The organism is Bradyrhizobium sp. WBOS07 (assembly GCF_024585165.1).
Taxonomy (GTDB): Bacteria; Pseudomonadota; Alphaproteobacteria; order Rhizobiales; family Xanthobacteraceae; genus Bradyrhizobium; species Bradyrhizobium japonicum_B.
This window is the reverse complement of sequence record NZ_CP029008.1, coordinates 883,428-898,878: the sequence shown is the minus strand read 5'-3', so window position 1 is coordinate 898,878 and position 15,451 is coordinate 883,428. Positions and strand designations below refer to the sequence as shown.

Sequence of the window (15,451 nt, the reverse complement as noted above, 5' to 3'; positions counted from 1 at the left end):
CAGCTTGAATCGAGGTTTGCATGCCGCTCTCCACCGACTCCAATTTCGCGCGGCCTGACGATGCCTTTCGCGCCGTCGTCGAAGCGCATCGCGGGCTCACCGAGGAGCAGAGCGCCGATCTCGACGCGGCGCTGGTGCTGGTCCTCGCCAACCATATCGGCGACATCGACGTGCTGCGCGAGGCGATCGGGCTCGCCAAGCGCCGCATGATCGACGGCCAGCAGCAGCAACAACAGCAGCAATAACCTCAGGACTCAAAGGACGAATTGATGGCGAAGAACTTCGCATCCACCGGCGATCTCACCGAGAAGAAGATCACCTTCTCCGAGATCGGCACCGATCTCTATGCCTTTACCGCCGAGGGCGACCCGAACACCGCCGTCATCGTCGGCGACGACGGCTGCCTGGTGTTCGACGCGCAGGCGACGCCGGCGATGGCGAACAAGGTGATCGAGCGCGTGCGTGCCGTCACCGACAAGCCGATCAAATATGTCGTGCTGTCGCATTATCACGCCGTGCGGGTGCTGGGGGCCTCGGCCTACAAGGCGCAGGGCATCGTCGCCTCGCAGGAGACCTATCGGCTGATCGCCGAGCGCGGCAAGCAGGACTGGGATTCCGAATACGGCCGCTTCCCGCGTCTGTTCCAGGACGCGCAGAGCATCCCCGGCCTGACCTGGCCGACGCTGACCTTCGAGGGCGAGATGTCGATCTTTCTCGGCAAGCGCGAGGTGCGGCTGATGCAGCTCGGAGCCGGCCACACCTCGGGCGACATCGTCGCCTGGGTGCCGGATGCCGAGGTCATGTTCTCCGGCGACCTGATCGAATATCACTCGGCCTGCTATTGCGGCGATGCGCATTTGCGCGAATGGCCGATGACGCTGAACGAAATCCGGAACTTCAATCCCAAGGCCATCGCGCCGGGCCGCGGCGACGCGCTGAAGGGCACCGCCACGGTGCGCGAGGCCATCGCGATGACGCGCGATTTCGTCACCTCGCTCTACGGCGCCGCCGAGATCTCCGTCGCCAGGGGCCGCAGCTTGAAGGAATCGATGGCGGCGACGCGCGAGGTGATGGATCCGAAGTTCTCCAGCTTCGCCATCTACGAGCACTGCCTGCCGTTCAACGTGTCGCGCGCCTATGACGAGGCGTCGGGGATCGACGATCCCGTGATCTGGACCGACAAGCGCGACCAGGAGATGTGGGCCGCCCTGCAAGGAGGAGGATAGTCATGAACATCAACGCCTCGCCCGATCAGATCATCCGCAGCTCGGCGCAGGTGACGCCGGGCTACATGTCCGGCTTCGGCAACAGCTTTGAGACCGAGGCGCTGCCCGGCGCGCTGCCGATCGGACGCAACTCGCCGCAGCGCTGCGCCTACGGGCTCTATGCCGAGCAATTGTCCGGCTCGCCCTTCACCGCGCCGCGCGGCAGCAACGAGCGCTCCTGGCTCTACCGCATCCGCCCCTCGGTGAAGCATTCCGGACGGTTCGAGAAGGTCGATGCCGGGCTGTGGCGCTCGGCGCCGTGCCACGAATACGATTTGCCGATCGCGCAGCTGCGCTGGGATCCGACACCGCTGCCGAAGGAGGACGTCACCTTCGTGCAGGGCGTGCAGACCATGACAACCGCCGGCGATGTCAACACGCAGGCCGGCATGGCCGCGCATGTCTACCTCATCACCAAGTCGATGGTGGACCAGCATTTCTACAATGCCGACGGCGAGCTGATGTTCGTGCTGCAGCAGGGCAATCTTCGGCTCGTCACCGAGTTCGGCCGCATCGATGCCGAGCCCGGCGAGATCGTGGTGATCCCGCGCGGCGTCAAGTTCCGCGTCGAGATTCCGAACGGCCCGGCGCGCGGCTATCTCTGCGAGAATTACGGCGGTGCGTTGACGCTGCCGGAGCGCGGCCCGATCGGCGCCAATTGCCTCGCCAATGCGCGCGATTTCCTCACGCCGGTCGCGCATTACGAGGACAAGGACACGCCGACCGAGCTGTTCGTGAAATGGGGCGGTTCGCTGTTCAGGACGCAATTGCCGCATTCGCCGATCGACGTCGTCGCCTGGCACGGCAATTACGCGCCTTACAAATATGATCTGCGTACCTTCTCGCCGGTCGGCGCGATCGGCTTCGATCATCCCGATCCCTCGATCTTCACGGTGCTGACCTCGCCGTCGGAGACCGCGGGCACCGCGAACATCGACTTCGTGATCTTCCCTGAGCGCTGGATGGTGGCCGACAACACCTTCCGCCCGCCCTGGTACCACATGAACATCATGAGCGAGTTCATGGGCCTGATCTACGGCGTCTACGACGCCAAGCCGCAAGGCTTCGTCCCCGGTGGCATGAGCCTGCACAATTGCATGCTGCCGCACGGCCCCGACCGCGACGCCTTCGAGCACGCCAGCAATGGCGAATTGAAGCCGGTGAAGCTGACCGGCACCATGGCCTTCATGTTCGAGACCCGCTTCCCGCAGCGCGTCACCGCGCATGCGGCCAACGCGTCCACGCTGCAGGACGATTATGCGGATTGCTGGAAGGGCCTGGAGAAGAAGTTCGATCCGAGCAAGCCGTAGTTACTGCGTCATTCCGGGATGCGCCGAAGGCGCAGGCCCGGAATCCATAGCCACGATCGTGAGTATGGATTCCGGGCTCGCGCTCCGCGCGCCCCGGAATGACGGTGGAGAAACCGTCAGAAGATATCCGGCAGGAAACCCATGCCCCACCCCAACGACCCCAGCCTCCGCTCCTTCATCGAGGTCGATCCTTCGTCCGACTTCCCGATCCAGAACCTGCCCTACGGCGTGTTCTCGACCGCGGCCAATCCGACCCCGCGCGTCGGCGTCGCGATCGGCGATTACGTGCTCGATCTCTGGGTGCTCGAGCAGGATTCCCGGCTCGACGTCGGTCCGCTCGGCGTGTTCTCCGGGGCGTCGCTCAACCCCTTCATGGCGCTGGGGCCGAAGGTCTGGGCCAGGACGCGGGCACGGATCAGCGAGCTGTTGCGCCACGATCATCCGGAGCTGCGCGACAACGAGGAGCTGCGCAAGCAGGCGTTGGTGCCGATGGCCGATGCCAGGCTGCATCTGCCGTTCGCCGTCTCCGGCTACACAGATTTCTATTCCTCCAGGGAGCACGCCACCAATGTCGGGGTGATGTTCCGCGGCAAGGACAACGCCCTGCAACCGAACTGGCTGCATATGCCGATCGCCTATAACGGCCGCGCATCGACGGTCGTGGTCTCCGGCACCCAGGTGAAGCGCCCGCGCGGGCAGCTGAAACCGCCCAATGTGGAGGTGCCGAGCTTTGCGCCGTGCAAGCGGCTCGATTTCGAGCTGGAGATGGGCGTCGTGATCGGCCAGCCCTCGCCGATGGGCGGCATGCTTGGCGAGCAACAGGCGGAGGAGATGATCTTCGGCTTCGTGCTGCTCAACGACTGGAGCGCGCGCGACATCCAGCAATGGGAATATGTGCCGCTCGGCCCGTTCCTCGCCAAGGCCTTCGCGACCTCGATCAGCCCCTGGGTGGTGACGCGCGAGGCGCTGGAGCCGTTCCGGCTGAAGGGACCGGAGCAGGAGCCGGTGCCGCTCGATTATCTCAAGCAGAGCAAGCCGCAGAATTACGATGTCGAGCTCGACGTCGCCTTGCGCGCCGCCGGCGCCAACGCGCCCGCCAGCATCAGCCACACCAATTTCAAGTACATGTACTGGTCCTCGGTGCAGCAGCTGATGCACCACGCCTCCTCAGGCTGCGCCATGAATGTTGGCGATCTCCTCGGCAGCGGCACCATCTCCGGCCCGGAGAAGAACCAGCGCGGCAGCCTGCTCGAGATCAGCTGGAACGGCACCGAGCCGGTCGAGCTTCCCGGCGGCACCAAGCGCTCGTTCCTGGAGGACGGCGACAGCCTCATCATGCGCGGCTGGTGCCAGGGCAACGGCTACCGCGTCGGCTTCGGCGAGGTCGAGGGGACGATTCTGCCGGCGGAGTAGGCCGCGCGCGAGGTCTCGTAGGGTGGGCAAAGCCTCCGCTTCGCTCGAAGAGCGAAGTCGGATGCGTGCCCACGCTGTCTGTCACGTGGGCACGGCGCAAGAGCGCCTTTGCCCACCCTACGAGACCTATCGTCTCTCCGGCGGCACGTCCTTGATGCGCGCGCAATGCGCGGCGACGTCCTTGAGGCTGTATTTCAGATGCACCCGCTTGTCGGACGGCGCCTGCTTCGCGGTGCAGACGCCCGGCCGCCATTCCTGCGTCGGTCTGATCGGGCGCGGCGCAAAGCCGCCGCCACAATTCGGGCAGACGTTGGACAGCTTGGTCTCGACGCAGTCCGCGCAGAACGTGCATTCGTAGGAGCAGATCCGGGCGTCCGTCGCGGTTGGCGGCAGGTCGCGGTCGCAATATTCGCAATTCGGCCGAAGCTGGAGGGCCATGGCAAATCTCCGGGATCGACCGCGATCATCGCAGATCGCGCGGAGATCGCGAATGACGTAGTTCCCTCGATTTCCGCCGGACCCTCAGGAGCGTCCCGTCTTCCAGGCCGTCGTCACCGCGGCGATCTCCGCCGGCTCCGGCTCGCGCACCGCCGAGGGCGTGCGCGAGAAGCGCGGTGCGGGACCGGGCTGCTTCACGCCGTGGCGCTCGATGAACACGTTGCGGGCGACCATGTGCGGATGCCTTGTCGCCTCCGACATGGTCAGCACCGGCGCGAAGCAGATGTCGGTGCCTTCCATGATCTTGCACCAATCCTCGCGCGTCTTGCTCTTGAACACCGCCTTGAGCTTCTCCTTCAGCGCCGGCCACGCCTTGGGGTTCATCTGCGCGTCGAAATCGGCGTCGGTCAGGCCGGCATGCTGGCGCAGCAGCGCGTAGAATTGCGGCTCGATCGAGCCGATTGAGATGAAATGACCGCAGGCGCATTCATAGACGCCGTAGAAATGCGCGCCGCCGTCGAGGAAGTTCTGGTCGCGCCCCTCGGTCCAGCGCCCCATATTGGTCATGTCGAAGAAGAACGACATCAGCGAGGCCGCGCCGTCGCACATCGCGGCGTCGACGACCTGGCCCTTGCCTGATCTCTGCGCGTCCAGCAGCGCGGCGAGAACGCCGACGACGAGATAGAGCGCGCCGCCGCCGAAATCGCCGACCAGATTGAGCGGCGGCACCGGCGCTTCCTTCGTGCCGATGGCGGCGAGTGCGCCGGTGATCGAGATGTAATTGATGTCGTGGCCGGCAGCGTTGGCGAGCGGGCCTTCCTGGCCCCAGCCGGTCATGCGGCCATAAACCAGCTTGGGGTTGCGCGCGAGCACGACGTCCGGCCCAAGGCCGAGTCGCTCCATCACGCCGGGCCGAAAACCCTCGACCAGCGCATCGGCGCTCGCGAGCAGATCGAGCACTTGCGCGATCGCCGCCTTGTCCTTGAGGTCGAGCTCGATCACCTTGCGGCCGCGACCCGCCACCGACTTCATGTTCTTCTTCGCACCGACGCGGTCGAGCGTGACGACGTCGGCGCCCATGTCCGCCAGCATCATGCAGGCGAACGGGCCGGGCCCGATGCCGGCGAATTCGACGATGCGGAAGCCCGAGAGCGGGCCGGAGCTGTGAACGGTCGAGGTGGGGGCTGGTTTGTCGAGCACGTTGTTGTTTCCTCGGGTCGCGGGCGCATGCGCCTGATGCGGCAATCGCCTCTGACGTTTCTTCTGTTGAGCGAGTTAATCGGCCGATTAACTTTTCTCGCCTTCGCGCCAGCGAGGCAAGCGGTTTTCATGCCGCATGGTCAAAATAAAACGGCGCGCACCGAAGTGCGCGCCGCGGAAAATTTGTGTCGAGACGCTAAATCGAAACTGTCAGCGCGCAGCGGCCACCGCGCGTTGCGCCATCACCTTGATGAGATTGGCGCGATAATCCGCCGAGCCGTGGATGTCGGCCAGCAATCCGTTGGCCGAGATACTGACGCCGTCGACCGCCGACGGCGACCAGTTCGCCTTCAGCGCGGCTTCGATGGCGGGGACCCGCATCACGCCACTCTGCGAGGCGCCGGTCGCGGCGACGCGAACCTCGCCCGCCTTGGTCTGGGCCACGAACACCCCGGTCAGCGCGAAGCGCGAGGCCGGATGGCGCATCTTCTCGTAGCCTGCCTTCGCCGGCACCGGGAACGACACGGCAGTGATGAGCTCGCCGTCCTCCAGGGCCGTGGTGAACAGGCCCTTGAAGAAATCATCCGCCGCGATCGACCGCTTGTTGGTCTTGACGGTGGCACCGAGGGCCAGCAGCGCGGCCGGGAAGTCCGCGGCGGGATCGTTGTTGGCAATCGAGCCGCCGATCGTGCCGCGATAGCGTACGGCAGGGTCGCCCAGCACCGAGGTGAGATGGGCGATCGCAGGGATAGCCTTCTTCACGTCGGCATTCGTCATGATGTCGTAATAGGTCGTGGCGGCCTTGATGGTCAGCGTGTCGCCTGACAATTCGACGCCCTGCAGCTCCTTGATCTTGCCGAGGTCGATGACGTCGGAGGGGCTTGCGAGGCGCTGCTTCATCACAGGCAGCAGCGTTTGGCCGCCGGCAAGGAACTTCGCTTCGCTGCTCTTGCCGAACAGGCTGACGGCCTCGTCGACCGAGGAGGCGCGATGATAGGTGGTCTGGTACATCTTTGATGCTCCCTCTTAAGCCGCGTGGATCGTGCGCCAGACCCGGTCAGGGGTCGCGGGCATTTCCAGATTGTTCTTGCCGATCGCATCCGTGATCGCGTTGATCACGGCCGCTGACGCCCCGATCGCGCCGGCCTCACCGCAACCCTTGATGCCCAACGGATTGCCCGGGCATAGCGTCGTGGTGTGGGAGAGGTTGAAGGAGGGCACGTCGTCGGCGCGCGGCATGGCGTAGTCCATGAACGAAGCCGTGACCGGCTGGCCGTTGGCATCGTAGATCGCATGCTCGAGCAGGGCCTGTCCGATGCCTTGAACAAGGCCGCCATGGACCTGGCCCTCGACGATCATCGGGTTGATCAGCCGGCCGAAATCGTCGGCCGCGACGAAGTTGACGAAGGACGTCTTGCCGGTGCCGGGATCGACCTCGAGCTCGCAGATGTAGGTGCCGGCCGGGAAGGTGAAGTTGGTCGGGTCGTAGAAGGCGCTCTCCTTCAGGCCCGGCTCCATCCCGTCAGGCAGATTGTGCGCGGTGTAGGCCGCGAGCGCGACCATAGGCAGGGCGATCGCCTTGTCGGTGCCGGTCACCTTGAACTCGCCGTTCTCGATGACAATGTCGGCCTCGGAAGCTTCCAGCGCATGGGCCGCAATCTTCTTGGCCTTCGATTCCATCTTCTCCATCGCCTTCAGGATCGCGGTAAGGCCGACGGCGGCCGAGCGCGAGCCGTAGGTGCCCATGCCGAACTGCACCTTGTCGGTGTCGCCATGGACGATCGAGACCTGGCTGATGGGAACGCCGAGGCGCTCCGCGACGAGCTGGCAGAACGTGGTCTCGTGACCCTGGCCGTGGCTGTGCGACCCCGTGAGGATCTCGATGGTGCCGACCGGATTGACGCGCACCTCGGCCGATTCCCACAGGCCGACGCCGGCACCCAGGCTGCCGACCGCCTTCGACGGCGCGATGCCGCAGGCCTCGATGTAGCAGGACACGCCGATGCCGCGCAGCTTGCCGTCGGCTTTCGCCTTGGCCTTGCGGGCGGGGAAGCCGGCATAGTCGATCGCCTTCATCGCGGCATCCAGCGAGGCGTTGAAGTCGCCGGTGTCGTACGCCATGATCACGGGCGTCTGGTGCGGGAATTGGGTGATGAAGTTGGCTCGCCGCAGCTCGGCCGGATCGACCTTAAGCTGCCGCGCCGCCGTTTCCATCAAACGTTCGATCAGATAGCTCGCCTCGGGACGGCCTGCGCCACGATAGGCGTCGACCGGCGTGGTATTGGTGTAGACCCCGATCACCTCGGCATGGATCGCCGGGATGTTGTACTGGCCCGACAGCAGCGTCGCGTAGAGATAGGTCGGCACCGAGGACGAGAACAGCGACATGTAGGCGCCGAAATTGGCGTAGGTCTTCACCTTGAAGCCCAAAATCTTATTCTGGGCGTCGAACGCCATCTCGGCATGGGTGACATGATCGCGGCCATGCGCGTCGGTGAGGAAGGCTTCGGTGCGGTCACCGGTCCATTTCACGGGACGGCCGACCTTCTTGGAGGCCCACAGCGCCACCATCTCCTCGGGATAGATGAAGATCTTGGAGCCGAAACCGCCGCCGACATCGGGGGCGATCACGCGCAGCTTGTGCTCGGGTGCGATATTGTAGAACGCCGACAGCACGAGGCGGGCGACGTGCGGGTTCTGCGAGGTCGTGTAGAGCGTGAAATGCTCTTCCGCCGCGTCGTAATCGGCGATCGCCGCCCGCGGCTCCATGGCATTGGGGGCGAGGCGGTTGTTGGTGACGTCGAGCTTGACCACATTCGCGGCCTTGGCGAAGGCCGCATCGGTGGCGCCCTCGTCGCCGATCACCCAGTCATAGACCTGGTTGCCGGGCGCTTCGGGATGAAGCTGCGGCGCGCCAGATTTGATCGCGGCCTGGACGTCGGCGACCGCGGGAAGCTCTTCATAATCGACGACGACCGCTTCCGCGGCATCGCGCGCCAGATTCTTGCTTTCGGCGATCACGACCGCGACGGCCTGTCCGACGAAGCGCACCGTCTCCGGCGCCATCGCCGGCCATGCGCCCATCTTCATCGGGCTGCCGTCCTTGGAAGTGATGGCCCAGCCGCAGATCAAATTGCCGACCTTGTCGTCGACGATCTCTCGGCCCGTGAGCACCGCGACCACGCCCGGCATCTTCAGCGCGGCGGACGAATCGATCTTCTTCACCTTGGCGTGGGCGTGCGGGCTGCGGATGAAATGGGCATGGGTCATGCCCGTCAGCTTGATGTCGTCGACGTAGCGGCCCTTGCCGGTGATGAAACGCTTGTCTTCCTTGCGCACGACGCGCGCGCCGATACCTTCAACACCCATGTCTGGTCCTCCCGACCGGAATTTTTATGGCTGCGCTTTCCTTCGAAAGCAGCAGGCGGTGATTCTTCTTTCGAGGCGCGCCGCTTTACTCGGCCGCCTGCGAGACCTTCATGCGCCCGGCTGCATCCAGCACGGCCTTGACGATGTTGTGGTAGCCGGTACAGCGGCAGATATTGCCTTCCAGCTCGCTGCGGACGGTGGCTTCGTCGAGCTGACCACCATGGCGATGCACGATGTCGATCGCCGACATGATCATGCCCGGCGTGCAATAGCCGCATTGAAGACCATGATTGTCGCGGAAGGCCGCCTGCATCGGGTGCAGCTCGTCGCCCTTGGCGATGCCCTCGATGGTGGTGATGGTGGCGCCGTCGGCTTGGCCCGCCAGCATGGTGCAGGATTTCACCGCCTTGCCATCCATATGGACCACGCAGGCTCCGCACTGGCTGGTGTCGCAGCCGACATGGGTCCCGGTGAGGTTGAGGTGATCGCGCAGAAGTTGGACCAGCAGCGTGCGGTCCTCGACATCGACGGCAACGGCCTTGCCGTTCACCGTCAGTTTGACTGTAGACACTTGAAGTCCTCCCAAAGTGATTTTGATTGGTTCTAATTAGAAACAGCGCAACGGAACTTTGCAACTGGCATTTTGATGATCCGGCGTCACGGAGTGGTCATCGTCGCGGCGCGCGATTCGGTCATGACGCTTCAAGCCGTCGCCAACACGTGGCGCAGCCGCAAGGCAGGTCTGGAAAGTTTTGGCATCGCCTCCTCGGCGATATCGCAGCGTCGATGCCGCGTATCACCGCCGCTCGCGCGCGAGTTCAACCCTGTCGCACGTCGTTCTCCCCTCGCTGTCTTGTTCCTTGGCGTGAATAGGAGCACGTGCCCGCGGCTTTGTAATCGCGATCTTGGTAGTATGCGGCTGAAATCTAAGTAATTGATTTTGCTGGCGATATTTTCAGGTGACGGACATTGCGGCGCCGCGGCTCACACGGCGTCCGCTCGCCTCCTCCTTCCTGGCGATTGTTCGACGGCTTGTGCCGCCCTATCCGCGCTAACCAAGCACAACGGAGGGTGGAACGATGCAGATGAACGACAGCCAGCGCATCCCGGCGTCGAAAGCGAAGGTCTGGGCTGCGCTCAACGATCCCGAGATTCTGAGGCGCTGCATTCCCGGCTGCCAATCGCTCGAGATGGTATCACCCACTGAAATGACGGCGACGGTCGTGCTGAAGGTCGGCCCGGTGAAGGCGACGTTCAGCGGCAAGGTCACGCTGACCGATATCGATGCGCCCCACGGCTACCGCATCGTCGGCGAGGGCGCCGGCGGCGTCGCCGGCTTTGCCAAGGGCGGCGCGAAGGTCAGGCTCGCCGAAGAGACGCCGGACGTCACCATCCTGCATTACGAAGCCGACGCGCAGATCGGCGGCAAGCTCGCGCAGCTCGGCGCGCGGTTGATCGAGTCGACATCGCGAAAACTTGCCGCGAGCTTCTTCGACAACTTCGCCGCATTGGTAGCGCCGTCATCGTGACCGATGCGCGATTGCGGCGCGATGCCGCCTCGATCCGATCATGCGTTTCGAGCTGCAAAACAAGGGCAAGACGCGAGGCGCGACAATGAGATGAGCGGCGAAAGCCGCCACTGATTTGCACTACTACCTTCCGCCTATACTAAGCGCGAGAAGCCGATGCTGTAATTTCCAACGATGGTTCGCAGACCAACTGCGCATCGCGAGCGCAATGCGCTCCGGCGTCCAACGTGGCGTGCACAACAGCATCGTGGAGGGAATACATGACCTTTGGAACGAAGGGATTCTTGGCTGGCATCTCGATGATTGCGGTGCTGGTCGCCGTGAACTCAGGCGTTCGCGCCAACGACTCGGTGATCAAGGCGCAATCCGAGTCAAGCCAGTGGGCCGTTGCCGGCCACGACTACGCCAATACGCGCTACAGCCCGCTCAGGCAGATCAACACCGAGAACGCCGGCAAGCTGACGCTCGCTTATTCGTTCTCGCTGGCGTCGCTGCGCTCGAACGAATCCTCGCCGATCGTCATCGGCAACACGCTGTACGTGTCGAGCTCCTGGGGCCCGAAATACGTCTATGCGCTCGATGCCGCGACCGGGCAGCGCAAATGGACCTGGGAGCCCGAGATTCCCGAGGACGTGCTGCAATATGCCTGCTGCGACGTGAACAATCGCGGCGTCTCCTATGCGGACGGCAAGATCTTCGTCGGCCGTCTCGACGGCAAGCTGACGGCGCTCGATGCCGCCACCGGCAAGTCGCTGTGGACCACCAAGGTCGTCGATTACAAGCAGGGCTCGGTCATCACCTCGCCTCCGCTGGTCGTGCGCGACAAGGTCATCACCGGGTTCGGCGGCGGCGAATACGGCGTGCGCGGCTCGCTGCAGGCCTTCGACATCAACACCGGCAAGCAATTGTGGCAGACCTTCACGGTCCCGAGTCCGGACGAGCCGGGCGGCGACACCTGGAAGGGCGATTCCGCCCAGCATGGCGGCGGCGCGGCCTGGTTGGTCGGCTCCTACGATCCCAAGACCGACACCGTCTATTGGGGCACCAGCAATCCCGGTCCGTGGAACACCGGCGTCCGTTCGACCGGCGACGGCAATTTCGGCAAGCTGACCAACCTCTACACCGCTTCGACGCTCGCGCTCGATCCCAACACCGGCAAGATCAAGTGGCACATCCAGACCACGCCGGCCGACGCCTGGGACTATGACGGCGTCAACGAGGCCGTGCTCGCGGACCTGAAGATCGGCGGCAACAATGTTCCGGCGCTGATGAAGGCCGATCGCAACGGCTACTTCTTCGTCGCCAACCGCGAGACCGGCAAGGTGCTCTCGGCGGAGAAATACGTCTTCTCCAACTGGGCGACGAAGTGGGACGTCAACACCATGCGCGCGGTGGAAGACCCGGACAAGCGGCCGGGGCCGGGCCATCCCGCCAAGGACATCTGCCCGAACCTGATCGGCGGCAAGAACTGGCAGCCGATGTCCTTCAATCCGCAGACCGGGCTCGTCTACATTCCCTCGAACAACGTTTGCATGGACTGGTCGGTCTCCGACGTCTCCTACAAGCGCGGCGTGTTCTATCTCGGCGCCGAATTCCCGACCAAGGAAGGTCCCGGCGGCTTCCTCGGCGAGCTCGTGGCCTGGGATCCGGTGGCGCAGAAGAAGGTCTGGTCGATCAAGGAAGACCTGCCGTTCAACGGCGGCACGCTGACCACCGGCGGCGGCCTGGTGTTCGCCGGCAACCTTCACGGCGACTTCCGCGCCATCGATGCGAAGAGCGGCAAGGTGCTGTGGAGCAGAAATCTCGGCTCCGGCATCGGCGCGGGCCCGGTGACCTATGAGGTCGGAGGCAAGCAATACGTCGCCATCGTCGTCGGTCGCACGGCCTCGATACCTGCGTTCCTGGGCGATATTGGGAAGAAGATGACGGCCGCAGCTCCCGAGGGCGGTTCTCTCTTCGTGTTCTCCGTCCAGTGACGACTCGCGCGCGTATCCCGAAGGAGACGGGATACGCGCGCGCTTTCTCGACATCGCGCGGCGACGGCATCGGTCTGACCTTGGCTCAGACCCCACGCCGCAACGCCTGATCCACCCATTCCCAACTGCCGGAGACGAGGATGCGTCCGATCAATCCAGGGAACGGCAAGCGCCGACATCACAGTATCGCGGGATGGCTCGCATGGGCCGCAATCTCCGCGACGATTGCATCGGCCCCGGCCGTTCATGCCGACGAGACGAAGCCGTTCCGCCTGTGCGCCGATCCGACCAATCTGCCGTTCTCGAGCGATAATCCGGCGCAGCCGGGCTTCTATGTCGAAATCGGCCAGGCGCTGGCGCAGGCGCTCGGCCAACCGATCACGTACGACTGGTACAAATCCTATTTCGGCAAGCGGACCGTGCGGGTCACGCTGCTGGGCAGGCAATGCGACGCCATGATCGGCTTGCCGCGTTCCGAGGATTTCATGGGGCCGGCCGTGATCTTCTCCGACACCATCGCGAAGGAGGGCTATGCGCTGGTCGCCGCGAAAGGTCAGGCGATCGGCGGCGTGGACGACCTCAGAGGCAAGCGCGTCGCCGTCCAGTACGCCAGCACGCCGCAAAACCTGCTCGCGACGCGTGACGACATCCGGAAGGTGACCGTGCTGTCACCCGAGGAGGCCATGCAGGCGCTCGACCAGGGCCGGGCGGACGTCGCCTTCATCTGGGGGCCCGTCGCCGGCTGGCTGAACATGACCGTCTACAACGATCGCTATCAGATCCGGCTCACCGAAGGCGAAGGCCTGTCATGGGATGCCGCCATCGGCTTCGCGAAGGGATCGACCGAGCTCCGCGATCGCGTCGATGCGATCCTGCCGACGCTTCAGACGACAATCGCCGGTCTCGCGGTGAAATACGGCTTGCCGGCCGGGCAGCCGGTCCGCTTCGGCACGGCAGAGGCCGTGGCGGCGGGAACCACGACCGGAGCGGGGCCCGGCGCGGCCGTAGGACAGGTCGCAAATGTAGTGGCGACCGAGACCAAGGGCGATGCAGCAGCGCCGAATGCGGAGACTGCGCGTGCAGGCAAGGAGATCTTCAACGGAACCTGTGGGCATTGCCACGGCCCTGACGCCATCCAGAGCGAGCGGAAGATCGACCTGCGGTTGTTGCGTCACCGCTACGGCGACGACATGCGCGACACCTTCCTGAGGACCGTGCATGACGGGCGACCGGCCAAGGGCATGCCGGCGTGGAAGGAGGTCTTCACCGACAACCAGTTCGACAGCATCTATTCCTTCCTGCTGACGGTGCAGGTCGAATCGAACGACTGAACGGACGGGACGGGCAAGATGTGGTAGCATCCATGTTGCATCTCTCTGGCGTCGGACCGGCACGGGTGGGTGCGCTGCCGCCGCCGGGTGCGGCGGATCCTTTGGAAGGCGCCATGGCCAGCTTCCTGATCATCGACGATCATCCGCTGTTTCGCGAAGCTCTGGGCAACGCCGTGCGGCTGGCCTTGCCGGAGGCCCGCATCCTGGAGGCGATGTCGATCGAGGACGCGCTGGACATCCTGTCGGCCGAACAGGGGATCGACCTTGCGCTGCTCGATCTGTCGCTGCCGGATGCGACCGGCTTCTCCGGTTTCCTCCGCTTGCGCGAAACCTATCCGCGCCTGCCGGTCGCCATCGTATCGAGCGAGGAGGACCAGCACGTGGTCCGCGAAGCGCTGGCGCTCGGCGCGGCCGGCTACCTGCCGAAGTCGACGTCGAAGCGCGAGCTGGCCGCCTCGATCGAGGGCGTGCTCTCAGGATCGGTGTCGGTGCCGCGGGATTTCGTGGCGACGCCGCAGCGGCGCAAGGCCGAGACCAGCAAGGCCCTCGAGGTCAAGCTCCGCGAGCTCACGCCGCAGCAGATCCGGGTTCTGGACCTGCTGCGCCGCGGCTACCCGAACCGGCAGATCGCGCAGGAGCTGCAGCTCGCCGAATCCACGGTCAAGGCGCACATCACCGAGATCCTGCGCAAGCTCGGTCTGTTCAGCCGCAACAAGGCGATCATCGAGATCGGCAAGATGGACCTGCCCGACCCCAGGAACCGGCCCTATGCGCGGGCCGACCGCGGCAGGCCGCAATGATCGGCCTTGGATCGGTCTTGCCGTTGTTGACCTCGATCAAGCCGGCGCGCGCCGGCCGCTACAGTCTCGGACCAAGCTCGACATCCGGCAACGTTTTGAGGATGGCTGACGCGTGACCCGATTTCTGATTGTCGAAGACCATCCGTTGTTTCGCGAGGCGCTCGAAGGCGCGCTGCAAATGGTGGCGCCCGGAGCCGAGATCCTGCAGGCGACTTCGGTCGACGGAGCGCTGGAGCAGCTGTCCGCGGGTGCCGAGCTCGATCTCCTGCTGCTTGATCTGTCGATGCCGGGCACGACCGGCCTCTCAGGCATCGTTCGCATCCGCAAGGCCTTCCCGAAGGTCCCCGTCGTCATCGTGTCGGGACATCAGGATCCCAGAATCATCTCCGGCGCGCTGTCGCTGGGCGTCGCCGGTTACATCTTCAAATCCTGCTCCAAGCAGGAACTGGCCCAGTCGATCGGCGAGGCGCTGCAGGGTCTCGTCTGTCTTCCGGATGCCTATCGCGCATTGCGGCCGCAGCGGGCCCCAAGTCCGGCCCATGATCTGCTGAAGCGGCTGCATGACCTGACGCCGCAGCAATTGCGGGTCCTGGAAATGCTCAAGCGCGGTCTTCAGAACAAGCAGATCGCCTATGAGCTGAAGATTTCCGAGACCACCGTGAAGGTCCATGTCTCGGACATCCTGCGCAAGCTGAACGTCGTGAGCCGCACCAAGGCGATCGTCGAGATGTCCCGAATCGATTTCGCGACGCTGGCGAGCGACGGGAATCGGGCCAAGCACGATCGCGCACAGTCGGATCAGCAGTGATGCGGATTTCAC

14 protein-coding genes are annotated in these 15,451 nt (G+C 64.5%); 9 read left to right on the top strand and 5 right to left on the bottom strand.

All coding sequences use genetic code 11. From position 1 onward, the window contains the following. The first annotated feature begins 20 nt into the window (after positions 1–20). From DCM79_RS04270 to fahA, 4 genes are all read left to right on the top strand, one after another. Positions 21–245, top strand: coding sequence for a DUF2783 domain-containing protein (locus DCM79_RS04270; protein WP_257178789.1), 225 nt, complete (start codon positions 21–23; stop codon positions 243–245). Between the two features lie 24 nt (positions 246–269). Continuing rightward, positions 270–1,226: an MBL fold metallo-hydrolase gene (locus DCM79_RS04265; protein ID WP_257178788.1), complete on the top strand. Its 957-nt coding sequence runs from the start codon at positions 270–272 to the stop codon at positions 1,224–1,226. A gap of 2 nt (positions 1,227–1,228) precedes the next feature. Beyond that, entirely contained in the window at positions 1,229–2,575 is a 1,347-nt protein-coding gene (gene hmgA / locus DCM79_RS04260; protein ID WP_257178787.1) for a homogentisate 1,2-dioxygenase, read from the top strand. Between the two features lie 141 nt (positions 2,576–2,716). Continuing rightward, positions 2,717–3,988, top strand: a complete 1,272-nt coding sequence (gene fahA, locus DCM79_RS04255) for a fumarylacetoacetase (protein ID WP_257178786.1) — start codon at positions 2,717–2,719, stop codon at positions 3,986–3,988. A gap of 126 nt (positions 3,989–4,114) precedes the next feature. On the opposite strand, the gene DCM79_RS04250 is transcribed toward fahA, so the two are convergent. The 5 genes from DCM79_RS04250 to DCM79_RS04230 form a co-directional block, all read right to left on the bottom strand. After that, positions 4,115–4,426 carry a DUF1272 domain-containing protein gene (locus tag DCM79_RS04250; protein ID WP_257178785.1) on the bottom strand — a complete coding sequence of 104 codons (312 nt, stop codon included), beginning with the start codon at positions 4,424–4,426 and terminating at the stop codon, positions 4,115–4,117. 84 nt (positions 4,427–4,510) lie between these two features. Beyond that, entirely contained in the window at positions 4,511–5,626 is a 1,116-nt protein-coding gene (locus DCM79_RS04245) for a CaiB/BaiF CoA-transferase family protein (protein ID WP_257178784.1), read from the bottom strand. Positions 5,627–5,836: 210 nt separating this feature from the next. Next, the gene (locus DCM79_RS04240) at positions 5,837–6,637 is read right to left on the bottom strand and encodes a xanthine dehydrogenase family protein subunit M (RefSeq protein WP_257178783.1); all 801 of its coding nucleotides are present in this window, start codon (positions 6,635–6,637) and stop codon (positions 5,837–5,839) included. A gap of 15 nt (positions 6,638–6,652) precedes the next feature. After that, positions 6,653–8,995: a xanthine dehydrogenase family protein molybdopterin-binding subunit gene (locus DCM79_RS04235; protein WP_257178782.1), complete on the bottom strand. Its 2,343-nt coding sequence runs from the start codon at positions 8,993–8,995 to the stop codon at positions 6,653–6,655. 85 nt (positions 8,996–9,080) lie between these two features. Beyond that, positions 9,081–9,566, bottom strand: a complete 486-nt coding sequence (locus tag DCM79_RS04230) for a (2Fe-2S)-binding protein (RefSeq protein ID WP_028133164.1) — start codon at positions 9,564–9,566, stop codon at positions 9,081–9,083. A 508-nt stretch (positions 9,567–10,074) separates the two neighbouring features. Here DCM79_RS04230 and DCM79_RS04225 point away from each other — a divergent pair. The 5 genes from DCM79_RS04225 to DCM79_RS04205 all read left to right on the top strand — a co-directional run bounded on the left by DCM79_RS04225 (position 10,075) and on the right by DCM79_RS04205 (position 15,439). Beyond that, a complete protein-coding gene (locus tag DCM79_RS04225; RefSeq protein ID WP_257178780.1) occupies positions 10,075–10,524 on the top strand; it encodes a carbon monoxide dehydrogenase subunit G in 450 nt (149 codons plus the stop codon). A gap of 260 nt (positions 10,525–10,784) precedes the next feature. Continuing rightward, on the top strand, positions 10,785–12,500 hold the full coding sequence (locus DCM79_RS04220; RefSeq protein WP_257178779.1) for a PQQ-dependent methanol/ethanol family dehydrogenase: 1,716 nt from the start codon (positions 10,785–10,787) through the stop codon (positions 12,498–12,500). 140 nt (positions 12,501–12,640) lie between these two features. Continuing rightward, the gene (locus DCM79_RS04215; RefSeq protein WP_257178778.1) at positions 12,641–13,831 is read left to right on the top strand and encodes a c-type cytochrome; all 1,191 of its coding nucleotides are present in this window, start codon (positions 12,641–12,643) and stop codon (positions 13,829–13,831) included. Between the two features lie 113 nt (positions 13,832–13,944). Further along, positions 13,945–14,631, top strand: a complete 687-nt coding sequence (locus DCM79_RS04210; RefSeq protein WP_135167195.1) for a response regulator transcription factor — start codon at positions 13,945–13,947, stop codon at positions 14,629–14,631. Positions 14,632–14,743: 112 nt separating this feature from the next. Beyond that, positions 14,744–15,439 carry a response regulator transcription factor gene (locus tag DCM79_RS04205; protein ID WP_257178777.1) on the top strand — a complete coding sequence of 232 codons (696 nt, stop codon included), beginning with the start codon at positions 14,744–14,746 and terminating at the stop codon, positions 15,437–15,439. The last annotated feature ends 12 nt before the right edge of the window (positions 15,440–15,451 follow it).